This window comes from Streptomyces sp. Ncost-T10-10d (genome assembly GCF_900091955.1).
Lineage (GTDB): Bacteria > Actinomycetota > Actinomycetes > Streptomycetales > Streptomycetaceae > Streptomyces.
Genome location: NZ_FMDF01000217.1, coordinates 62,740 through 83,567, shown reverse-complemented (window position 1 = coordinate 83,567; position 20,828 = coordinate 62,740). Strand labels below are relative to the sequence as shown.

The window sequence follows — 20,828 nt, the reverse complement described above, 5'->3', positions numbered from 1 at the left end:
GTGTGGGAGTGGGCGGGACTGCCCCTGACATGGGATGACAGCCGGTCAGACGGCCATCCCGTAGACGATGGTGAACAAGGTGCCCAGCGATCCGATGATGAACACACCGGTGAGACCGGCAACGATCAGCCCCTTGCCCTGCTCCGCGCTGAATGTGTCGCGCAGTGCCGTGGCGCCGATGCGCTGTTTTGCCGCACCCCAGACCGCGATGCCGAGGCAGAGCAGGATGGCAATGGCCATCACGACCTCGATCATTACGCGGGCCTCGTTGCCCAAGGTCCCGAACGGCCCCCAGTTCGGGGCGATTCCGCCGATGATGGTGGTGATGTCGCCCTTTTCAGCTGCCAGGATCATGTAAGTCACCGCCCCTGTTGGGTAGTTCATTGCCCCTGCCACACGACACGGGTCGCTCTCTATCTTCGCTGATGAAACTGCTCTCGTACGACGACTTGACGGCTCTCTTTACCCGGATCTCGCACGTTTGACCGGTCCGACCGCCCTGACCTGCGGATCGAATCGGTGTATGACCGAATACGTATGGTTACTCTGTGTATCACGGAGGGTGACCCCGGGCAATGACTGTCATCCCGCCACCCTGGCCGAGACTCTTAGGCAGGGCTGGTCAGCGCAGTCGCTGGTCAGAGCAGGGGATGCCGTGGGACGGGTGGCCGGGGTGGTGTCGTCCAGGTCGGCGGCGGCCGGAAATCGCACCAGGTGCCGTCGAAGGGAAACGATCCGGCCTCGGCGAGCCGTACGACCGAGGTGCCCTCGCTTCGGATGGCTGACGCTTCGTCGGCCGACCAGTAGGCCGGGTCACCGGTCTTCTCGGCGAAGGACTGCTCGTCCTTCCACCGCCAGCTCCGGTCCGGGGCCACGTTGATGTCGAGTTCGTGGTCGGTGATGTCGATGTCGTCGCCGTGGTGGACCCGGCGCTCCAGATTTACGTACCAGCCACGGAACTTCTGTCTGCGGCCGAAGAGCCAGAGGACAGAGTGCGCGGCACCGGTCGGCTGATAGAAGAGCGCGCTGCCCATGGGCCACCGGTCGGCGATCAGGGGGTAACCGGCGGGTGGGCGGTCGTGCGGGGCGATGTCCCGCAGGTGCGCCCCGCGCGGAAGCTTCGTACGCCACATCGGTGTGCCGGTCTCCATCCACACCAGCTGGCCCGCCTCGGTGCGCTCTACGAGGCGTACGGGCACCGAGGCGCTCAGGTGTCCGCCGATGAAGAAGTTCCAGCGGAGTATCCGGCCCGGGTCGTCGTTCATCCGTTGATCATGCCCGCGGTGGAGCGGGCGGACACGTGGCCAGGGAGGTCAGGGACGAGTCACCGCTGAAGGAGCGGTGTCGGCCTTCCGATGGACTCTGCCGCGGTGGCCCAGAGCAGTGCCGCGCACAGGAACGCTGCCCTGGCGAACACCAGCGGGCGCGCGAGGGCGTCTTCCCGTGCGCCGGCCGGCAGCTCCGTCAGGCTGCGGCCCGGTACCAGCTCCATCGGGCAGCCAGAGGTAGGGGTCCTCGCCCTCGTGGATGACGTGATGGAGTGTCACCATGGGACGGTGGCTGAGCCGAGTTGGCGCCCGAGCCTCGTGCAGCACCCGTGAGGCGGCGGACCTCTCGGGGGCCGGCTCCGCCCCCGTCGGCCACAAGACCCCCGACTCGCGGCTCCGGTGGCGATACGCCACCGGCGATGCGGTCACGTCGTCGCCGACGGGGGCGCACTATCGGAGAGGCAGCGCTCGAACGCCGACTCCGGTCAGTCAGGCGGTCCTGTGTCCCGGGCGTCGTCGAGCTCGGCGAAGTGGTCGAATTCGCCGGCGAGGACGCCCTTGGTGAAGGCGTCCCATTTCGCCTGGGTGGTGGTGACGATGGTGGTGGGGTCGCCGGTCTCGCGGAGGTATACGAGTTCGTCCGGGCCGAAGGCGATCTCGATCCAAGGGCCGGGGCCTTCCTCGCCTTCGGGGGCGGCGCGGGTCCAGGTGAGGTCGGCGGGGATGTCAGCCATGGGGACGGCTTTCCTTGAGGGCGCGTACGAGGGCTGCCCAGGCGGCGGGGGTGGTGTGGAGTATTGCTCCGGTGGGGTCGCCGCTCTCGGTGAGTTCTATCGCTCCGGTACAGGCCGCGGCTACGTACACGCAGGCTTCGCCCTGGGCGCAGTAGGAGGACTTCTGCCAGCTGGAGGAGCTTGCTGGGACGTCAGTCATCGGGGTGGTTCTCCTTGAGGGTGCGGAGAAGGGCTGCCCAGGCGCTGGGGGTGGTGCGGAGTATCGCTCCCGTGGGGTCGCCGCTCTCGGTGAGGCAGATCGTGCCGGGGCGGGGGTGGCTATGTGTACGCAGGACTCGCCCTCGCCGCAATAGGAGGACTTCTGCCACATGTGATTCGGCAACTCGGATCCCTTCACAGGTTCTGGGCGATGGCGTGTATCAGGTTGCGCGACTCTGCAACGTCCAAAGCAAGGAACTCCAGGCGGGCCAAGACCTGGCGGTATTTCTGGAGTTGGGCTTCGGCGTCCAGGAGGACGATGCCGTGTGCCTGATCCAGCTGAACGGTGTCCAGCTGCGGCACGGAGCCGTGGACGTAGTAGATGGGCTGGCCTGCTCCTGGGTAGCCACCTGCCTTGAACGGGATCACTTGAATCGTGACGCGCTCACGCTCGCTCATGGTGAGCAGGTGAACCAGCTGCTGCTTCGCCACGGCCGGTCCGCCGAATTCCATGTGCAGGGCGGCTTCGTGGATGACCGCACTGTAAGGGGCCGGGTCTTTCCGGAAGATGACGTTCTGACGTTTGATGCGGAAAGACAGGCGGTGCTCGATCTCCGGAGGCGGAAGGGCGGGAACGACCTGGCGGAAGACCTCGCGCGCGTGGTCCGTGGTCTGGAGCAGGCCGGGCAGTCCGGCGGTATGCGAGGTGCGCAGCGCAGTCCCGTGATGCTCCAGTTCCGCCAAGTCCAGCAGGCCGGTGGAGAGAATCTCGCGATACTCCTCCCACCAGCCGCGCTTGCGGTCGCCGGTCATGGCGGCCAGAGCGTTGACCAATTCGTGGTCCGAGCAGTCGTAGTGGCAGGACAGTGTGCGCACCCGCTCGGCGCTGACGCCGTAACGGCCGGCTTCGATATTGCTGATGCGGGCCTGGTTGCCACCGAGGAGCTTGGCGGCCTCGGTTGCGGTGATCCCGGCACGCTCGCGCAACTTGCGGAGTTCTGCTCCCAGCCGCCGGCGGCGGGCTGTTGGTGCGGTGCTGGATGACATCACTCGCTCCCCGGCTTGGTCACCCACACGAGGGTATCTGTCATGTAATTCATGAATTTCATGGAATGCATTCCATGTTGCGTTTTAGTCTGTGACTCAGGCCACCCGCCCGGAAGTACCCCGCTCGACGGAGCGGCCTCGTCACCGGGTAACCGGAAACCCATGATTCAACTTCCCTCCGTGAACGGAGACTTCCATGGTCAGTGCCACGGTATCCCCGCCCTGGACGTACACCCTCCAACTCCCGCAGGATCCCCGCGCCCCCGGCGTGGCCCGCTCCACCCTCCGCACCATCCTGCGCGTCCACGGTATGCGCGAACTCGCCGAGATCGCCGAACTGTTGGCGAGCGAGCTCGTCACCAACGCCTACCTGCACTCCTCGGGGCCGTACTCCCTCCGTTTGCGCGACGCCGGGCGCAGCCGTGTCCGGCTGAGCGTCTGGGACACCAACCCGCACATCCCCGCCCCCTTCCAATGGAGCGCCGAGGCCCCGGCGGAGCTCGCCGAACGTGGGCGGGGGCTCTATCTCGTCACTCTCTACGCGGAGAGCTGGGGTGCGTACCCCATGCGCGGGGGGCTGCCGGGGCAGGGCGGAAAGCTGCTCTGGGTGGAGTGCGCGGCGAAGAGGGAGGGCGAGGGGGAGTGCGGGCCGGGCGACAGATGCACGGGACGGGCATAGCCTCGTTGCATGGTGCGGAGCGAGGCGAAGGACGTGGCCGGGTATCTGGCCGAGGTGCCCGAGGAGCGCAGGGGCGCCCTGACGAGGCTGCGGGAGTTGTGCCGGGCGGAGCTGGCCGGGTTCGACGAGGTCATGGCGTACGGGATGCCCGCGTACGAGCGGGACGGCACCGCGGAGATCGCGTTCGCCTCGCAGAAGCAGTACATCTCCTTCTACCTGATGCGCAGCGACGTACGTGAGGCCTTCGCGGCGCGGCTGGCCGGGCAGGACATGGGGAAGGGCTGCCTGCGCTTCCGTAAGACGGAGGCGATCGACTACGACCTGGTGCGGGATCTGCTCCGGGCGACGGCGGCGCAGCCGGGTGCGGTCTGCTGAGCAGGTGCGCCATCACGCCCCTGACCGAAGGAAATTCAATGGCGGTGCGACACGCGACCGCGTAGGAAGGTGCCATGAGCACCTCCACCTCCGTACCCTCGGTCGCTGCCCAGAACCCCGCCGACCGGCGAACCTTCGTCCGCGCCACGCTCGATCTGGGGGACGTGCTGCTGCGCCCGTGGTCACGGGAGGCCGACGAGCTGGACGCGATGCTCGACGGCCTCATAGCCGCCGCCGCGGACCCGCTGATCTCCCGCTGGAACCCCTTTCCGGCAGCTGATCGCACCGAGGCCATGGCATGGCTGGAGAAGCGCGAGGGCAGCTGGCACCGCGGTGCCGCCGCCACCTTCGCCGTACTGGGCGCGGCCGACGGCGCCCTGCTGGGCGCCGTTGCTCTGAGCTGGGTCGACCGCGAGGACGGCCTTGCGATGATCGGCTACTGGACCCTCCCGGCCGCCCGGGGACGGAGCGTGGCCACCAGAGCGACCAGAGCGGTGACCAGCTGGGCCTTCGAGACGGCCGATGCCCGCCGGATCGAGATCGCCCACGCGACCGGCAACGAGGCCTCCTGCCGGGTGGCCGACCGCTGCGGCTACCTTCCCGAGGGCACACTGCGCGACTCCCACCGCTACGGCGACGGGGCGTACCACGACGAGCACCTGCACGCCCGCCTGGCCGCCGACCCGGAACCGGCTGACATCGCGGCCTGACCACCGCGTGAGATCACGCGGCGACGGTTGCCGCACAGGCCCAGGAGTCCGCTCAGGACGTACGCTCCCGGGTGAAGAACGCCACGTCGTTGCCGAAGGCGACCACGAGCCGGCCGTCGGACACGGCGAGTGCGGAGCAGCGGTTCGCCAGCCGGATCAGTGTGGGCGTCGCTGTGGGGCGCTTGAGATCCCAGATCCGTACGGTGTTGTCGTGCGAACCGGTCACGGCGACGGGGCGTCCGTCGACTTCGGTACAGAGCATGGCGTTCACCCAGTTGGTGTGGCCGACGAGGGGACGGCCGAAGGCAGACTGGGTGTTCAGGTCCCACATGCGCAGCGTCTTGTCATGGGAGCTCGTGACGGCGAGGGGCCGCCCGTCGATCTCGATGCATTCCACGGCCGTCACCCGGCCGAGGTGGCCGATGAGCGGTCGGCCGATGGGTTCGCCGGTGTCCATGTCCCAGAGGCGCACGCTGTTGTCGGTGTAACTGATGAGGGCGACCGACCGTCCGTCGAGTCGGATGCAGGCCGCTGCTTCACTCGAACCCTTGCGTCCGTTGAGGGTGCGGCCGACGGGGCGGCGGGTCTCCAGGTCCCACAACTGCGTTGCTCCGTCGTCGTAGCCGATGAGGGCGAGGGGCCGCCCGTCGAGTCGGGTCCAGGCCAGCGTCGTCACCCGACGGATCGTGTCGATCAGGAGCCGGCCGGTCGGCAGTCGGGCTTGCAGGTCCCAGACCCGTACATTGAAGCGGAGGTCGGGTCGGTCGTCGAGGCTGAGGATGACGGGTCGGCCGTCGACGGTGGAGGTGACGGCGGCCACCTCCGATGGGCCAGTCATCCCCATGCTGAACTGAGCGATGGCCTCGTGGGTTTGCAGGCTCCATACCCGTGTGCTGTCGCTGGAGGAGGTGGTGACGGCGACAGGTTCTCCGTCGAGTCGGCCGCAGGTCACTCCCGTCACCTTGTCGGTGTGTCCCGCGGAGGGCCGGCCGATGGGGCTGTCGGTGTTCAGGTCCCACACGCGAACCGTGTAGTCGCGCGAGCCGGTCACGGCGACGGGGCGTCCGTCGAGGTAGATGCAGGCCACCGCACTCACCCCACTGGTATGGCCCGTGAGGTCGCCGATGACGCGTCGCGTGACCGGATTCCACAGCGACAGCTCCCCGTTGCGGGAGGTTGCGACGCCGATGGGTTGTCCGTCGAGGTGGATGCAGGCCAGCCCAGTCGGTGCGCCGGTGTAGGTGGGGAAGGGCGGGCCGACGGGTCGGCCGGTGGTGAGGTCCACCACTTGCACGGAAACAGGGGTGCCGGCGATGACGACGGGTCGGCCGTCGATCTCGGTGCAGGCCGCGGTCTTCACCGGACCGTCCTCGGACATCAAGGGGTCGCCGACGGGCCGGCCGGTGCTCAGGTCCCACACCCGCACCAGGTGCTTCCTGTCCGTGTCCGTGTCCCGGTAGCTGGCGATGGCATAGGGTCGGCCGTCGGTTCCCGCGCAGAGCACCGCCTGGAACCAGGCGGTGTGGTGGGTGAGGGGAGGGCCGACGGGTTGGCGGGTGCGAAGGTCCCACATCTGTACCGTGGGGTCGTGGTACGAAGCGGTGACGACGACGGGCTGGCTGTCGAACTCGGCGCAGATGAGCCCATCCACAGGACTGTTGGGACCGGCGAAGGGTTCGCCGACGGGTTGACCGGTGTCGAGCTCCCAGATGCGCGCAGGTGAGTCGTAGGAGCTGGTGACGGCGACGGGCCGCCCGTCGACCTGAGTGCAGGCCACTGCGGTCACCGGGGTCTCGTGCCCGGTGAGGGGTTCGCCGATGGGCCGGCCGGTGTTGAGGTCCCAGATCCGCACGGTGTGGTCGTGGGAGCCGGTGACGGCGACGGGCTGACCGTCGATCACGGTGCAGGCCACCGCGGACACCTCGCGGGTATGACCGGTGAGGATGTTGTGCATGGCCGGGGAGACACCGCTGCCGGTCGCGTGGACGGGCTTCCAGGCGCCGGCCGGCATCCGGTCGGTGAGCGTCCGCCGCGTCGTACCGGCCCCGTACCGTGCCGCGTCGAGCGCGAGCACTGCCCGCCGCTCGTCGGGCGCCAGCGGGCGGTGGGTACCGATCGACGCGCGGTAGACGGCACCGTGGAGCCGGCCCTCGGCGGTGGTCAGCAGACGCAGGTGCGGGGCGAGTGTGCCGCACTCCGCGTGGACCAAGTAGTCGGAGTCCTGGACCAGTTCGTCGAGTACGCCCCCGAGCACGGCATGCGTGGCGAGGTGGCGGCGGAGGTAGGGATGGGCGCGCGACCAGTCGGGGGCGGCATCGGCACCGTACGGGACCGTCGCACGCAGCGCCGAGGCGAGGGCCGCGTGCACGGCCTGCGGATCCTGGTCCGCACGGAGGTACTCGGCCATCGCCTCGTGGTACAGCCGGTACACGGAGCGGCCGTCCTCGATCGCTTCGACGATGTACGAACCGGCGGTCGAACGCAGCTGCCACAGGTGCTCGTTGGTGTAGCCGTGGCCGGAGACCGCCGAGGCGGCCGGGGCCCAGATGTCCTCCCACGGCAGGCCCTGGCCCTGGGCGAAGGCGAGCGGGCGCAGCAGGTCCATGACCTCGGGGGCCCGGTCGCCGAGGCGTCGGGTGAGGTCGTTGTGGATGGCTTCGCCGGGCATCCGGGGCAGTGAGGCGATCCAGTCGGGGGCATCGGGGTCGGGGAGTTCCGGTGTGGCGGCGAGGGTGCCTGCGGTGATGCGGGCGACGAGGAAGGACCGGCCCGCCGCCCGGGCCACCTGGCGTGCGACGGCTGTGAGCACGGTGGTGCCGCAGGACAGATAGGGGGAGTGGATGTGTGCGCCGAGGAGGTTGCGGATCGTGTAGGCGTGAACGGCCTCGGGGTCGGCGTACCTCTCGGAGTCGAGGTCGATGCGCTCGGCGTTGCCCAGCTTGAGCCGTTCGAGCAGGTGGGGACGGGTTCCCAGGAGCAGCCGCAGGTGTGGGGTGCCCGGGTCGATCAGGGGGCGCAGGACATTGCGGCAGAGGCTCTCCGGGGTGACGGCCTCGTCGAGCGCGTCGATCAGAATCGTCAGAGGTCGCCGGCCGGGGGCGGGGTCGCGGTCGTGCGGGCCCGGCCCTGCCGCCAGTTGGTTGACCAGTTCGGAGACGGTGTCGGCCGTGACGCGGGCAGCGGCGGCGATGCCGTGCAGGACCTGCTGGTCGGTGAGGCTCTGGGCGTAGATCGCGGCGTCGAGGGCGCGCGGCGGCGGGAGGCGGACCGAGGCGAGCCCCATGCTGTCCAGCGGGACCGTGCGGTGCTGCTCGGGATCGCTGACGGCGGCCAGGAGGCCGAGTACCGCTGTCTTGCCGGAACCAGGGCCTCCGGTGACGGCGAGCGCGGGTTGTGAGGGAGGCGGATCGATCAGCCAGCGGGAGATGTCCGAGAGGGCGTCATGGCGGCCGGAGAACCACCAGCCGGCCCTGGCGCGATCCGAATGTCCCTTGACGCGGGTCAGGAAGCGGCTCAGGTATTCGACGACGCGGCGGTCGGCCTGGCGTTCCCACTCGAGTGTCTGCTGCAGGGCCACGTCGAAGTGGCTGAGCCGGGCGCGTTGGTGTCCGTTGGGCAGAAACGGCGGGATCGCGCCGGTCAGGCCGATGATCTCCAGGCCGATCGTCTGGTGCCCGGGGCGCTTGGGGTCGTTCTTCATCGCGCTCACGACGGCGTCGAGCGCGAGGGTGTCGGGGGTGTAACCGGCTGTGGCCAGGCTCCGTACGGCCTTGCCGAGGAGTTCGGGGAACGCGCCGGTCTCGGCGAGTTCGCCCGGCTGTGCGGAGGTCAGGACTGCCAGCCCGGCTTCTCCGTCGCCGTCCCATCGGCCCTTCAACCGGGCCATGGCGGAGAGCAACTCGTTGCCGCCCTGGCCGGAGAAGCAGGTGTCCAGCATCAGCATGAGCCGCCGGACGCGGGTGCCCCGGAGGATCTTGCGGGCCAGGGTGAGGGTGGGCAGGGCGTCGTCGATGTCGTCGGGGTCGGTGTCCGAGGTGAGGATCACGTGCTCGCCGTCATCGAGCACTTCGCCGTGGCCCGCGATGTAGACGGCGAGAAGGTCGTCGGGGCGCCGGTCGGGCGACTTGCTGAAGTTGCGCAGTTCGGTGAGGAGTTGGGACTCGGTGGGGTTCAGGCCCAGGTCGGACACATGCTCGTAGCCGAGGTGTGTGGTGAACAGATCGATGACCCGGCGACGGGCGTCCGCGAGACCGGGGCGGTCCCACTCCAGATGGGCGGGGGCCTTGGGGTAGGCGGTGACCGCTGTCGCGATGAGATAGCGGCGCGGAGGCGGTGGGGGCGTGGGGGCCGTTTCAGTCACGCCGCAGGCCTTCTCCCACCGCCGAACCGGTGGGGGCGGCGGTCAGGTACGCGGTCGCCTCATGGGCATGGGAGCCGTTGTGCACGACCTTGCCTTCGAGGGACGGCCCGAAGAGCAGCGACAGGTCCTTGACCACGGCGACGACATCGCCTGCGTCGACGACGTTGGTCCAGCGCGGGGCGGGGTCGGGTCCGGGTCCCGGTCGGTCCGTCCGGTCGCTGAGGAGGGGTCTGCCGGGCCAGTCGCCCGGGCGGGGCAGGAGCCGGTCGAAGACCATCCGCATGCCGAGCGGCGAACCGAGTGTGACCAGCGCCTTCACGGGATGTTCCGGCATCGCGCACAGGGCCTCGTACGCGATGACGGAGCCGAGCGAATGGCCGATCAGTACGTGGGTGTCGGGGCCGATCTGCTCCTGGACCCGCTCACGGGCGGCGGTGCGCAGGTCGTCGTCGAGGAGATAGCGGCGTACCTGCTTCAGATCGAAGACGAGCGCCCGCAACGAGACATCGGCGAAGAACCGGGAGCGTTGCAGGGCCCGTAATGCCGTCTGCGCGGCGCGGGGGAACGGGCGAGGGTTGTGGAGCCGGTGGCCGGGGGCACAGCGGGGTCGACGTCGGCTGCGTGTTGCCACCAGGCGAGGAGCAGGTCGAGTTCGAATCCGTCCGCGACGTCGGACGCGGTGAACATGGGGTCGCCCACGGCCAGGGCGTGGCCCGGTGGCCGGAACAGATCCCCGTAGAAAGCCATCGTGAATTCGCTGTGCGGGACGGTTGGCCGGCCGGCACGCCGTAGTCCGTCGGAGAGGGCCGGAAACCAATCGCTGCGCAACATTTCGCTGCCCATGAGCTGCTTGCCCACGCCGTGCACGCCTACAACTCGCGTCACTCCGCGCCCCGTTCCCCGTGTTGCGCGTGTGCCGCGCGTCTGCCTGCCAACTCACTCTAGAAGTCGATGACATGGGGTGACCACACCGTTGGCGGGATCCGGCCGAGGGGCTCGGGCGCGGCAGGGCGGTAGCCCGTTCGGATGAAATGCAGGGCCTGGTGCGCGGGTCCTGCGGGGGCCTGACGCCTTGAGGCGTGTGCGGGCGCGGCGTGTCGTCCGCACGGGATTTGGCACAGTGCCGCTCCACGATCAAGTCCACGATCAGGGACGGAACGGGGTGGCCGGAGTGGCAGTGGTGGGACAGCCGGGGGGCCGGCAGCGGCTGAGCGATCTGGCGGGCGAGGCGGGTGGCGGCGGCAGGGACGTACTGAAGCACAGCGACGGGGTCTGGCTACGGGCCGCCGGTGGTGCGGAGGGGATGTGTACGCACCTCGGCCCGGTGACGTCGGAACTGGAGACGGCGCACGAGGGCCTGCTCGCGGGGACCGGAGGTCTGACCGCGCTGGCGGAGCTGGGGTCGGTACGGGAGTCGTGGGTGCGACGGTTCGAGGTCGCGCGGGGGGAGTGCGGGGCGCTGGCCGGGAAGCTGAGGGCCGTCGCGCGAGCCCAGGGCGAGACGAACGAGACAGTAAGGGCGTCGTTCGCGCCGGTGGCATCGCCGGGCCGGGGTGAGGCGCGATGACCCTCACCTGGGCGCAGTTACGCGACCTGAAGTGCGGCGAACTGGAGGGTGCGGCCGACGGGTGGGGCAAGGCGAGCAACCGTGCCGACGCGGGCCGGGACCGCATCGAGACGCAACTCCTGACCGGATTGCGCGGCACGCAGCGGGGTGCGGCGGCGGATGCGGCGGTCGGGCGGCTCAAGCAGCTGAGCCGGAACCTGAGTTACGTCTACACGGAGTGCGGTCTGCTCCGTACGACGCTGAACAGCCTGGCCCATGAGCTGCGCATCCAGCAACGTGCTTTGCGGGAGGCGCTGGACGATGCGGAGTCCCTGAAGTTCACCGTGCACGCGGACGGTTCGGTGACGTATCCGGCGGCGGGCGAGGGCCTGATCGACGGAAAGCCGCTGCCGGGCGGGACGGCGTCGGTGGGTTCTCTGCCGGGCCTCCTGCCGCCATCGGGGCTGGTCGGGCCCAACCCGAACGTGGCGAAGGCGCAGGACATCGCGGACCGGGTGACGAAGGCCGTACGGACGGCGGCCGAGATCGACTGGCGGTACGCCCGCATCCTGCGCCAGTTGAGGGCCGAGGAGGGCCTGAAGGTCCCCGACGCCACGTGGACCGACGCGGCGGGCGACGCGGCCGCGGTACGGGACGCGGCATGCGGCTACCTGAAAGACGGCATCCCCCGCGACGCCTCCCCGGCCGAGCGGAAGGCATGGTGGGCCGGCCTGACGGACGAACAGCGCGAGGAGTACCTGGCGGTGTACCCGGACCAGATCGGCAACTTGGACGGCATTCCGGCTGTGGTGAGGGATGCGGCGAACCGGGACAACCTGCAGCTGCTGATGGGGAAGCTGGAGGGGCGGGACGACGCGAAGTCGGAGACGCAGTTGGCGGGGTTGCGGGAGATCGACCGGCAGTTGCGGGAGGGGCGGCAGCCTCCGATGTTTCTGCTCGGCATTGGGGATCAGGGGAATGGACGGGCGATTGTCTCGTTCGGGAACCCGGATATGGCTCGGAATGTTGCGGCGTATGTGCCGGGGTTGAACACGTCTCTGGATGAGGAGTTTGCGAAAAATGACCTCAAGCGTGCCTGGGATACGGCGAAGGGGGCGTCTAAGTACGATCACTCCAGTGCGGCGATCGTCTGGCTCGGATATGACGCACCGCAGACACCGGATGGGCTAGCGAGTCTATCTGTCATGGGTGACGAAAGGGCGGAGGAGGGCGGGAAATCTTTCAATGGATTCATGGCTGGCCTCACGGCAACCAACGGGACTGGAGATCCGCACCTTACCGCAATCGGGCACTCATACGGTTCGCGCACGGTGGGGGCTGCAACGCAGCATGATGGCGGGATTCCTGGAGTTGACGACATCATCTTGGTTGGCAGTCCGGGGGTGGGTGTGGATCACGCCGAGGGCCTTGGTGTGGGCAAGGAGCACGTCTTTGTCGGTGCCGCAGAAAATGATGTGGTGACCAAACTCCCGTCCAAGCAGCAGAGCGCTGTGGGTGTGGTGGGGTTGGTTGCTGGTGGGCCGAAGGCCGCTTATGTGGCGGGAGATATCGCCGATCAGGCAGATGACGACCTTTGGTTCGGCAAGGACCCAGCGAGTCGGGCGTTTGGCGCAAGACGATTCCCTGTGAATGAAGGGCCACCGCTGATTGGTGGTGATGGATTCTCTCTCGATGCCCACTCTCAGTACTTCGACCCGAAGCGAGATGCTGTATCGGCGGACAGTATCGCGTTGATCGCTACTGGGAGATCCCGCGAAATCAAAATGGAGGAACCCCGTTGAGGTATCCGTTTCGGGTCATGGCGGTAGCGATGCTGTTTTGCGTTTCCTTATTCGGTTGCGCGAATATCGATAATTCATCGGATCGGGGGAAGCAGGCAGAAATGGACATGCAAGGTGCAGCCGACCATGCTGACGGGATTCTTGACGCAGTACTAAAAGAGATCAAGCCGGAAGTCCAGTGGGCGCACGGGCCGACTAGTACGGGGAGTTGCGATGTGTCCCGCATGCGCGTAGTGATGACTGTTGTCTCTGAGGAGCGCAGGGGCAGCTTCCTTGGCGTGGTGGACCGCTTCTGGCGCAAGAGCGGATACAGGATCAAGGCCGTTAACAAAGATGTGGATGTTCCGGCGATCTACGCGCAAACGAAGGACGGTTTCGGTGTCAGCCTCAGTATTGGCGGCAAGGGGCAAGCCTTCTTCGAGGTAGACAGCCCCTGCGTGAAGGAGTCGGAGGTCGCCGAATCCACCACCCCACCGAACGGCCCCGCCTACGAGGGTGTCTATCCCCTTCCCCGCCCCAACGTCCGCTCCGACTTCTGGTCCGCCGGAGCGCCCTGACGGCACGTCATCATCCTCAATGGTCCATATCCGGCCAGTCGGTGGGGTAAGGGACGGGCTGGCCACCTGGGGCTTTGAGTCCGGCATTGGGTCCTGGGACCCATGCCGCGCCCAGTGTTGGTGTGGTCGCATACAGAGACCGGGGGAACTGTCGCTGCGCCCACTCACAAAGCTGGGAGACCCGTCGTGTCTGGCATACGAGAATTAGCGGTACCGGGTGGCGCCGATATAGGCGCTGCCGCCGCCCTTCCGGGCAGACAGTCGTTGTCGCGCCCTCTGCAAGCGGTGCTGATTCTCGTACGGCTGCTCTTCGTCGTCACCGTCGTGGGTGCGATCGACGCGCTGGTCGTGGCCTCGTCCGTCGATGCGGTGGACGGTCATCTGCTGGGCATGGTGCTGTACGCCGCACTGCCCGGCGTCACGGGATTCGTGCTGTCGCTGTACATGCGGACCGGCGGCGTCTGGATCTGGCGCGGGCTCCTCGCGGTGCACGCCTGGCTCGCCCTCGGCGCCCTGGCGACACTGAGCGAGGGCACCGGTGGCCAGGGTGTGACGCAACTGGTGATGCCGGTTGTCGTCGTCGTCCTGTTGTTCCGGGCCGGCTCGCGCGAATGGTTCCGGCTCAGTCCTGAACAGCGCGCCGAGCACCGGCCGTTCAGCATCGCGCGGATGATCAAGTGGCGTCGGGACGCCGGTCAGACCGCGATGGAGTACCTCGGCATGATCCTCGTGGTCGTGGCGCTCATCGGCGGGCTCGTGGCGACGGGCATCGGCGGGCAGCTGACCGGGGAGATCCGTAACGCCATCTGCCAGTTGACCGGAAGCGCCTGCCCGGCACCCGATGTCGACGTGGTCGCCGGCAACGGCACAGATGCGGGTAACGGCGGTGGCACCTCAACCGGAGGCGGATCCGATTCCGCCGGTGGTGCGGGATCCGAGGGCGCGACCGTGACCGGGGGCACGGGGTCCGGCGGCTCGGACACATCCGGTGGGTCCACCGCATCGGGGGGATCCGACGCATCCGGTGGGTCCACCACATCCGGCGGCTCGGATTCGGGCGGCTCCGCCTCATCCGGCGGTTCCGGTGGCTCTGGCGGCTCCGGCGGCTCCGGTGGCACAGACAGCACCGGTGGCTCCGACACCTCCGGCGGTTCCTCCGGCGGTTCCTCCGAGTCCGCCTCCGGCGATTCTTCTACGCAGGTCGACGCGGGTAGACAAAACTCCGGCACCAACACCTCCCGCCCCTCGGACGGCAACTTCCTCACCGGCGTCGTCGGCGACGACGGCCTGTGGGGCGACGTCAGCGGTGTCATCGACACGGTCTCCCACCCCGTCGACACCGCCAAGGGCATCGCCGACCAGTACGCCCAGGCCGCACGCGGCGCCGGCGACAAGTGGGACAAGGGCAAGTACGTAGCCGCCGCCTGGGACATGACCAAGGCATCCGGCGGGGGTGGCGGCGCGGTCGCCGGGCTGCCCGGCTCCGGTAGCCGCGTCGAGGCGGCGGTACGGGACGCGGAGCGCGACTACCTCAACGACCGAATTCCGTACAACGCGACTGCGGCCCAACGCAAGGACTGGTGGAACGGGCTGACGCAGCAACAACGCGATCAGTACCTGGAGCTCTCCCCGGACAAGATCGGCAATCTGGACGGCATCCCGGTCGCGGACAGGGACGCGGCCAACCGGAAGAACCTCCCGGACCTGATTTCCAAGCTGGAGGGGAAGACCGACTCCAAGTCGAAGGACCAGCTGGCAGGGTTGAAGGAGATCGACCGGCAGCTGCAGGAGGGGAGCCAGCCGCCGATGTACCTGATCGGCATCAGCGACGAGGGCAACGGGCGGGCCATCGTCTCCTACGGGAACCCCGACACCTCGAAGAACGTGTCGGCCTATGTGCCGGGACTGAACACTTCCCTCGACGAGGAATTCGCGAAGAACGACCTCAAGCGCGCCCGTGACACGGCGATCGGAGCCCAGGGTTACGACTCGTCCACCGCGTCGATCGTCTGGCTGGGATACGACGCACCGCAGACGCCGGACGGACTGCACAGCCTGGCGGTCGCGGGCACCGGCCGTGCGGAGAAGGGCGGCGCGGCCTACAGCGACTTCATGGGCGGCATCGCGGCCACCAATCAGAACAAGGACCCGCACATCACGGCCATCGGGCACTCCTACGGTTCACGTACCGTAGGGGCGGCGACGCAGCGCGACGGTGGGATTCCGGGGGTGGACGACATCATCCTGGTCGGCAGTCCGGGAGTGGGCGTGGACCGTGCCGTGGACCTCGGTGTGGGCAGCGGGCATGTCTTCGTCGGTGCCGCGGCCAACGACCCGGTGACCAAGCTCCCGTCCAAGACACAGGCTGCCGCGGGCATCGTGGGGATGATTCTGGGAGGCCCCGCCGGTGCGTACCTCGCCGGCGACCTGGCAGACCCGGGCGACGACGACCTCTGGTTCGGCAAGGACCCGGCGAGCAAGGCCTTCGGGGCCACGCGGTTCCCGGTGGCCCCCGGCCAGCCTCTGATCAGCACCAGCGGTGTGAGCTTCGACGCGCACTCCAACTACTTCGATCCGGTACGGGACGCCATGTCGGCGGACAGCATCGCTCTGATCGTGTCGGGACACTCCGACAGGCTCAAGATGGAGGAACAGCGATGAAGCGAAGGCTCCAGATCGTTGCGGTGGCCCTGGCTTTCGGCTTCGGACTGTCCGGCTGCGGCAACGACAGCGGACAATCGAGCGGCAGCGGGAGCGCCGGGACCACCAAGAGCACCAAGAGCACCAAGAGCACCAAGGAGAGCGGTATGGACATGCAGGAGGCCGCCGAACGGTCCGACGGCATGCTCGACGCCGTACTGAAGGAGATCAACCCCGAGGTGCAGTGGGCGCACGGCCCGACGACGACGGGCAGCTGCGATGTGACGCGCAGGCGCACCGTGATGACCATCGTGTCGGCGGAGCGGCGGCAGAGCTTCCTGGATCAGGTCGAGAAGTTCTGGCGCAAGAGCGACTACCGCATCAAGGCGAAGAACAACGACAAGGAGTTCCCGGCGGTCTACGCACAGACAAAGGCCGGCTTCGGCATCAGTGTGAGTTTCCGCGGCAAGGGGCAGGCGTTCTTCGAGGCGGACAGCCCCTGCGTGAAGGAGTCGAAGGTCGCCGACTCCACCTCCAAGCCGAACGGGCCTGCCTACGAGGGCGTCTACCCCCTTCCGCGTCCCAACGTGCACTCCGACTACTGGTCCACCGGGGCCGCCTGAGGGGCGGTCAATACGCGCCGGAGTGGCCGGTCGACGACCTTCACGAACCGGATGATTCGTACACACCCGCGAAACCACTCATGAACCCGGCCTTGATGAGGGATGGTTGAGGGGTGCGGAAATTCTGGGTGGTTGGTGGCATCGGTGTCGGCATGGCCATGTGCTTCGTGGCGCTGCTCGTCGTCGGTACGTACTCCGCCGCTGCCGGACTCGTCAGTTCCGGCAGCGGCGGAGCCGTCGCGCTGGCGAAGGGGGCCGTGCCCGCGAAATTCCGTCCCCTGGTGGAGAAGTGGGGCAACCTCTGCCCCGCCATCAACCCGGCCCTGCTGGCCGCCCAGCTCTACCAGGAGAGCGGGTGGAACCCTCGGGCCGAGAGTCCCGCCGCCGCTCAGGGCATCGCGCAGTTCATCCCGGGCACCTGGGCCGGTCACGGGATCGACGGGGACAAGGACGGGGACCGGGACGTATGGGATCCGGCCGATGCAATTCCGTCCGCGGCCTCGTACGACTGCGAACTGGCCGGGTACGTGAAGAAGGTGCCGGGGGATCAGACCGACAACATGCTGGCCGCGTACAACGCCGGTGCGTATCGGGTGATCCGGTCGGGCGGGGTTCCGGACATTGAGGAGACGCGGAACTACGTCACCATCATCCGGTCCCTGGAGAAGAGTTTCGCCCGGCCCGTCGGACGGGTGCAGCCCTCGCAGCAGGCGGCCGGGGCGATCTACTTCGCGCAGAAGAAGCTCGGTACGAAGTACCTGTGGGGCGGCAACGGCACGGCCGCGCAGGGCGGGCGGTTCGACTGTTCGGGGCTGACCCAGGCCGCGTACCGCACGGTGGACATCGAGCTGCCCCGAGTGGCGAACGATCAGTACAACGCCGGGCCGCACCCCTCGCGGGACGAGCTGCTCCCGGGTGACCTGGTGTTCTTCTCGGACGATCTGAACAACTCGCGGGCCATTCATCACGTGGGGCTGTACGTCGGGGGCGGGTACATGATCAACGCTCCGTACACCGGGGCCGTGATCCGGTTCGACAAGATCGACACGCCCGACTACTTCGGCGCGACGCGCGTGACCAAGGACGGGGCCGCGGCCCTTCCGACCGCCCTCCCGGCGGCATGACGCCGGGAGGGCGGTGGCCGGAACTCTCCGTGAAGCCTGGGCCCTGAGCTGCGACGATGAGTCACTCTTCGATAACGTCATGGTGATCATTCGGTGGAGAGTGGAACGTACGCACGGGGCACGTCGTTCCCTGGGTGGACCGGACAGTGGTGCACTGACCATGCGGCGCTGATCGGGGAAGACCTCACGGACAGAGCCGCCACGCAGTACTGATCCACGTAGTGATCGAACCGACACGGGGGTTCGTCAAAGCGGTGCACATGGGTGTGGACCGCGGCAGCAGACAAGGCAAGGGGCCGCAGCAGATGGCTGGACTCGCACTGGATGGGTCGAACCCCGACGTCAGCCTGCTCTACGACATCAATGGGCTCGCGAAGTCCGCTCCCACCTGGTTCGACCGGGTCATGGAGTTCGTCGGCGAGTACGGGATCATGCTCGGCATGGTCCTGGTGGTCCTGTGGTGCTGGTGGAGCGTCCGCCGGCGCGGCACGGCCGATGATTCGGTGACGGCGGTCGCAGGGATCGTCTGGGCGCCGCTCGCCGCCGGGATCGCGCTGCTCATCAACATCCCGATCCGCGGCTTCGTGGAGCGGCCGCGTCCGTTCCGGGATCACCAGGGGCTGGACGTCCTGGTGGACGGGAAGAACGACTTCTCCTTCGTGAGCGACCACGCCACGATGGCGATGGCCCTGGCCGTCGGGCTCTTCGTGGCCAACCGGAAGTTCGGCATCGCTGCGATCGCGCTCGCCCTGCTGGAAGGCTTCTGCCGGATCTACATGGGTGTCCACTACCCGACCGATGTCGTCGGCGGTTTCGCACTCGGCACGGCAACCGCTCTGCTGCTTGCCCCGTTGGCGATGATGCTGCTGACGCCGTTGGTGGCGGCCGTCTCCCGTTCGGACCGGCTCGGGTGGCTCGTACGGTCGCGCCGGCCGGAGCCGTCGGCAACGGCGGACGGGCGGGCCGGGGCGTTCGGGATTCCCGAGCCGCGGCCGGGTACGGGCGGCGGGGACGGCGAGAAGGACCTGGCCGCGTAGGAGGCGGCCGGGACCATCGATGGCCGGTGCCGGTGCCGGTGCCGGTGCCGGGGCCGGGCTCGTGGCCATACGCCGGGCCCGTGGCCATACGTCACGCCCGTGGCCGTACGGCACGGATATTGCCGTACGTCAGAGAGCCTGCGGGAAAGCGAAGAGGCGGCCGGGGTCGTACTGCTTCTTCAGTTGGGTGAGACGGTCGGCAGCCGAGCCGTAGTAGGCCCGGCGCCAGTCGGTCAGCGCCGGGTCCGTGTAGTTCTGGTACGCCGCTCCGGACGCGTACCGGCGCATCGCCGCGTGGGTGTTTTTCAGCCAGTCCTGTTGGGCGCTGCCCGCCGTGCCGGGGCTCCAGGCGCCGATGTACTGGGCGAGTACGCGTGAGCGGCGGTGAACGAAGGCCGTCGCCTGCGGGGAGACCCGGTTGATCGCCCCGCCGAGTGCGGTGAGTGCGATGGAGCCGCCACCTCCGCCCTGGGTGACGGGAATCCGGGTGAACGCCTCGGCCCGGTCGAGCAGGGCATTCACGCCCGCCGGGGACAGGGAGCGGTCGTAGAAGTCGGACGCGGCTGCGTACGTCTCGCGCCGGAGCGTGCCCTGCGGGGTGCGGCCGGGCGTCGTGCCCGGCAGATGGCACTGGGCGTCGGTGATGCCCGAGCAGCCCGCGTACACGAGCATTGCCTCCTGGTAGCTGCGGCGGCGCAGCGAGACGGAGGACGCCGAGGCACCGATCCGGTCGGCGAGGCGGTCGACGGCGTTCTGCAGGTCGCCGTACGTACCGAGGCTGAACGCGGCCACCGAAACGGTCGGGTGGCCGCCGCCCGGGCCCGCGGCGAGATGCGCCGAGGACCAGATCTCGTCGGGCTGGGACGGTCCCCACTCCTGCCAGGCCTGGATGACGGCCCGGGCGCGCGACCACGGCCACGACATGTACGCGGTGACGGTCTGCGGGGCCGGGCGGGTGCAGAACGTCAGCTCGGTGACCACGCCGAAGTTGCCGTTGCCCGCGCCGCGCAGCGCCCAGAAGAGGTCCGGGTGGTGTTTGGCGTCCACGACGAGGGTCTTGCCGTCGGCCGTGACGACGGTCGCTGCGGTGAGGCTGTCGCAGGTCAGGCCGTACGCGCGGGAGGCGACACCGTGACCGCCGCCGAGGGTGAGGCCGGAGATGCCGACCGTGGGGCAGGAGCCGCCGGGGATCGTCAGGCCGTTGCGGGCGAGGCCCTGGTAGACGTCGATGAGTTTGGCGCCCGCGCCGATCGTGCCGCTCCTGTCGACGCGGGACAGTGACGAGACGTCAAGGACGAGGCGTCCGTTGCCGCTCGACCAGCCGGCGTAGGAATGACCGCCGCTGCGGATGGACACGGGGGTGGCGGTGCGGCGGGCGAAGGCCAGGCACTCGCGGATGTCCGCCGCGTGCCTGACGTATGCGACGGCAGCGGGCCTCAGACCGTCGAAGCGGGTGTTGTAGAGCTGACGGGCGGTCGGGTAGGCCGCGTCCTGCGGGCGTACGAGGGTGCCGTCGAGGCTCTTGGCCAGGGCGGACCAGTTCACCGGGCCGGAGGGGGAGGGTTTCGACGGGACCGATGAGGCGGGTGAGGCAGGAGTGGTGCCGCCCGTGGCGCCCGACGTGCCCGAGGAGTTGCCCCCGTCGCCGGTTCCGGAACCGGCGACGGATGCGCCGCTGCAGGCGGTCGTGGTGACGCCGGTGAGCGCTGCTGCGGCGCCCGCGGTGAGCAGGGTGCGCCGGTCGGGCAGGGGCGGCAGGTTCATCGGACCTCCGGGTCGTGGTGCTCAGGGCCGGTCGGTGGGGGAGAGGTCGGGAAAGTGGGAGAGGAGGTCAGGGCGCCGTGCTGTGTTCCGCGGCGTCCGTGCGGGCCCGGTCCCGGGAGCGGCGGGCCGGACCGGACCAGCCGCAGTTGCAGCGGGCGGTGCAGAACGAGCCGCGTTCCACGGTCGTGGGCTCGTGCCCGGAGGACGCGGGGGTGGGGGGAGTCTGCGGGACCTCATCGGTGTGTTGGACGTACACCCGTCCACGGTACTGGGCACGGCCACCCGGCGGTGTGGCGTACGGGAGCGGCGTGACGGGGGACACGGGCTGTCGTTATGCGGAGCGGATGGGGGGCTCGGGCAAGCG

20 protein-coding genes are annotated in these 20,828 nt (G+C 68.7%); 10 read left to right on the top strand and 10 right to left on the bottom strand.

Translation table 11 applies throughout. The features are described from left to right. Positions 1 to 45: 45 nt before the first annotated feature. From GA0115254_RS37685 to GA0115254_RS37660, 6 genes are all read right to left on the bottom strand, one after another. Positions 46 to 354, bottom strand: a complete 309-nt coding sequence (locus GA0115254_RS37685) for a hypothetical protein (RefSeq protein ID WP_018101695.1) — start codon at positions 352 to 354, stop codon at positions 46 to 48. Positions 355 to 638: 284 nt separating this feature from the next. Then, positions 639 to 1,265 (bottom strand): ribonuclease FAU-1 family protein, encoded by a 627-nt coding sequence (locus GA0115254_RS37680; protein ID WP_093899743.1) that lies wholly within the window; start codon positions 1,263 to 1,265, stop codon positions 639 to 641. 488 nt (positions 1,266 to 1,753) lie between these two features. After that, positions 1,754 to 2,002 (bottom strand): DUF397 domain-containing protein, encoded by a 249-nt coding sequence (locus GA0115254_RS37675; protein ID WP_093899742.1) that lies wholly within the window; start codon positions 2,000 to 2,002, stop codon positions 1,754 to 1,756. Continuing rightward, complete coding sequence (locus tag GA0115254_RS37670) at positions 1,995 to 2,201, bottom strand: DUF397 domain-containing protein (RefSeq protein WP_093899741.1); 207 nt, start codon at positions 2,199 to 2,201, stop codon at positions 1,995 to 1,997. The genes GA0115254_RS37675 and GA0115254_RS37670 overlap by 8 nt, the downstream gene beginning before the upstream one ends. After that, positions 2,194 to 2,370, bottom strand: coding sequence for a DUF397 domain-containing protein (locus tag GA0115254_RS37665; protein ID WP_370741013.1), 177 nt, complete (start codon positions 2,368 to 2,370; stop codon positions 2,194 to 2,196). The genes GA0115254_RS37670 and GA0115254_RS37665 overlap by 8 nt, the downstream gene beginning before the upstream one ends. 25 nt (positions 2,371 to 2,395) lie before the next feature. Then, positions 2,396 to 3,247: a helix-turn-helix domain-containing protein gene (locus GA0115254_RS37660; RefSeq protein WP_093899740.1), complete on the bottom strand. Its 852-nt coding sequence runs from the start codon at positions 3,245 to 3,247 to the stop codon at positions 2,396 to 2,398. Between the two features lie 196 nt (positions 3,248 to 3,443). On the opposite strand from GA0115254_RS37660, the gene GA0115254_RS37655 reads away from it, so the two are divergent. From GA0115254_RS37655 to GA0115254_RS37645, 3 genes are all read left to right on the top strand, one after another. Further along, positions 3,444 to 3,926, top strand: coding sequence for an ATP-binding protein (locus GA0115254_RS37655; protein ID WP_093899739.1), 483 nt, complete (start codon positions 3,444 to 3,446; stop codon positions 3,924 to 3,926). Positions 3,927 to 3,935: 9 nt separating this feature from the next. Beyond that, a complete protein-coding gene (locus tag GA0115254_RS37650; RefSeq protein ID WP_093899738.1) occupies positions 3,936 to 4,301 on the top strand; it encodes an iron chaperone in 366 nt (121 codons plus the stop codon). A gap of 74 nt (positions 4,302 to 4,375) precedes the next feature. After that, a complete protein-coding gene (locus GA0115254_RS37645; protein ID WP_093899737.1) occupies positions 4,376 to 5,011 on the top strand; it encodes a GNAT family N-acetyltransferase in 636 nt (211 codons plus the stop codon). 52 nt (positions 5,012 to 5,063) lie between these two features. Here GA0115254_RS37645 and GA0115254_RS37640 read toward each other — a convergent pair whose 3' ends face one another. Both GA0115254_RS37640 and GA0115254_RS37635 read right to left on the bottom strand, forming a co-directional pair. Beyond that, positions 5,064 to 9,371 carry a caspase family protein gene (locus tag GA0115254_RS37640; RefSeq protein WP_256102976.1) on the bottom strand — a complete coding sequence of 1,436 codons (4,308 nt, stop codon included), beginning with the start codon at positions 9,369 to 9,371 and terminating at the stop codon, positions 5,064 to 5,066. Continuing rightward, entirely contained in the window at positions 9,364 to 10,002 is a 639-nt protein-coding gene (locus tag GA0115254_RS37635; RefSeq protein WP_370741012.1) for an alpha/beta hydrolase family protein, read from the bottom strand. The genes GA0115254_RS37640 and GA0115254_RS37635 overlap by 8 nt, the downstream gene beginning before the upstream one ends. 549 nt (positions 10,003 to 10,551) lie before the next feature. Here GA0115254_RS37635 and GA0115254_RS37630 point away from each other — a divergent pair. From GA0115254_RS37630 to GA0115254_RS37600, 7 genes are all read left to right on the top strand, one after another. After that, entirely contained in the window at positions 10,552 to 10,938 is a 387-nt protein-coding gene (locus tag GA0115254_RS37630; protein ID WP_256102975.1) for a hypothetical protein, read from the top strand. After that, complete coding sequence (locus tag GA0115254_RS37625) at positions 10,935 to 12,719, top strand: alpha/beta hydrolase (RefSeq protein WP_093899735.1); 1,785 nt, start codon at positions 10,935 to 10,937, stop codon at positions 12,717 to 12,719. Before GA0115254_RS37630 ends, GA0115254_RS37625 begins: the two co-directional genes overlap by 4 nt. 17 nt (positions 12,720 to 12,736) lie before the next feature. Then, complete coding sequence (locus GA0115254_RS37620) at positions 12,737 to 13,276, top strand: hypothetical protein (protein ID WP_370741011.1); 540 nt, start codon at positions 12,737 to 12,739, stop codon at positions 13,274 to 13,276. A 285-nt stretch (positions 13,277 to 13,561) separates the two neighbouring features. Further along, on the top strand, positions 13,562 to 15,937 hold the full coding sequence (locus GA0115254_RS37615; RefSeq protein WP_256102974.1) for an alpha/beta hydrolase: 2,376 nt from the start codon (positions 13,562 to 13,564) through the stop codon (positions 15,935 to 15,937). After that, positions 15,934 to 16,539: a hypothetical protein gene (locus tag GA0115254_RS37610; RefSeq protein ID WP_093899732.1), complete on the top strand. Its 606-nt coding sequence runs from the start codon at positions 15,934 to 15,936 to the stop codon at positions 16,537 to 16,539. The genes GA0115254_RS37615 and GA0115254_RS37610 overlap by 4 nt, the downstream gene beginning before the upstream one ends. 158 nt (positions 16,540 to 16,697) lie before the next feature. After that, entirely contained in the window at positions 16,698 to 17,663 is a 966-nt protein-coding gene (locus GA0115254_RS37605) for a C40 family peptidase (protein WP_305137743.1), read from the top strand. A gap of 305 nt (positions 17,664 to 17,968) precedes the next feature. Then, positions 17,969 to 18,700, top strand: coding sequence for a phosphatase PAP2 family protein (locus GA0115254_RS37600; RefSeq protein ID WP_093899762.1), 732 nt, complete (start codon positions 17,969 to 17,971; stop codon positions 18,698 to 18,700). A 129-nt stretch (positions 18,701 to 18,829) separates the two neighbouring features. On the opposite strand, the gene GA0115254_RS37595 is transcribed toward GA0115254_RS37600, so the two are convergent. After that, the gene (locus GA0115254_RS37595) at positions 18,830 to 20,464 is read right to left on the bottom strand and encodes an FAD-binding oxidoreductase (RefSeq protein WP_093899731.1); all 1,635 of its coding nucleotides are present in this window, start codon (positions 20,462 to 20,464) and stop codon (positions 18,830 to 18,832) included. A gap of 67 nt (positions 20,465 to 20,531) precedes the next feature. Next, positions 20,532 to 20,720: a hypothetical protein gene (locus GA0115254_RS37590; RefSeq protein ID WP_093899761.1), complete on the bottom strand. Its 189-nt coding sequence runs from the start codon at positions 20,718 to 20,720 to the stop codon at positions 20,532 to 20,534. Between the last annotated feature and the right edge of the window lie 108 nt (positions 20,721 to 20,828).

Excerpts from the sequence above, each read along its gene's own strand:
- GA0115254_RS37685 (WP_018101695.1), bottom strand. The coding sequence starts at position 354 with ATGATCCTGGCAGCTGAAAAGGGCGACATCACCACCATCATCGGCGGA.
- GA0115254_RS37680 (WP_093899743.1), bottom strand. The coding sequence starts at position 1,265 with ATGAACGACGACCCGGGCCGGATACTCCGCTGGAACTTCTTCATCGGC.
- GA0115254_RS37675 (WP_093899742.1), bottom strand. The coding sequence starts at position 2,002 with ATGGCTGACATCCCCGCCGACCTCACCTGGACCCGCGCCGCCCCCGAA.
- GA0115254_RS37670 (WP_093899741.1), bottom strand. The coding sequence starts at position 2,201 with ATGACTGACGTCCCAGCAAGCTCCTCCAGCTGGCAGAAGTCCTCCTAC.
- GA0115254_RS37660 (WP_093899740.1), bottom strand. The coding sequence starts at position 3,247 with ATGTCATCCAGCACCGCACCAACAGCCCGCCGCCGGCGGCTGGGAGCA.
- GA0115254_RS37655 (WP_093899739.1), top strand. The coding sequence starts at position 3,444 with ATGGTCAGTGCCACGGTATCCCCGCCCTGGACGTACACCCTCCAACTC.
- GA0115254_RS37650 (WP_093899738.1), top strand. The coding sequence starts at position 3,936 with ATGGTGCGGAGCGAGGCGAAGGACGTGGCCGGGTATCTGGCCGAGGTG.
- GA0115254_RS37645 (WP_093899737.1), top strand. The coding sequence starts at position 4,376 with ATGAGCACCTCCACCTCCGTACCCTCGGTCGCTGCCCAGAACCCCGCC.
- GA0115254_RS37625 (WP_093899735.1), top strand. The coding sequence starts at position 10,935 with ATGACCCTCACCTGGGCGCAGTTACGCGACCTGAAGTGCGGCGAACTG.
- GA0115254_RS37620 (WP_370741011.1), top strand. The coding sequence starts at position 12,737 with ATGGCGGTAGCGATGCTGTTTTGCGTTTCCTTATTCGGTTGCGCGAAT.
- GA0115254_RS37610 (WP_093899732.1), top strand. The coding sequence starts at position 15,934 with ATGAAGCGAAGGCTCCAGATCGTTGCGGTGGCCCTGGCTTTCGGCTTC.
- GA0115254_RS37605 (WP_305137743.1), top strand. The coding sequence starts at position 16,698 with ATGTGCTTCGTGGCGCTGCTCGTCGTCGGTACGTACTCCGCCGCTGCC.
- GA0115254_RS37600 (WP_093899762.1), top strand. The coding sequence starts at position 17,969 with ATGGCTGGACTCGCACTGGATGGGTCGAACCCCGACGTCAGCCTGCTC.
- GA0115254_RS37595 (WP_093899731.1), bottom strand. The coding sequence starts at position 20,464 with ATGAACCTGCCGCCCCTGCCCGACCGGCGCACCCTGCTCACCGCGGGC.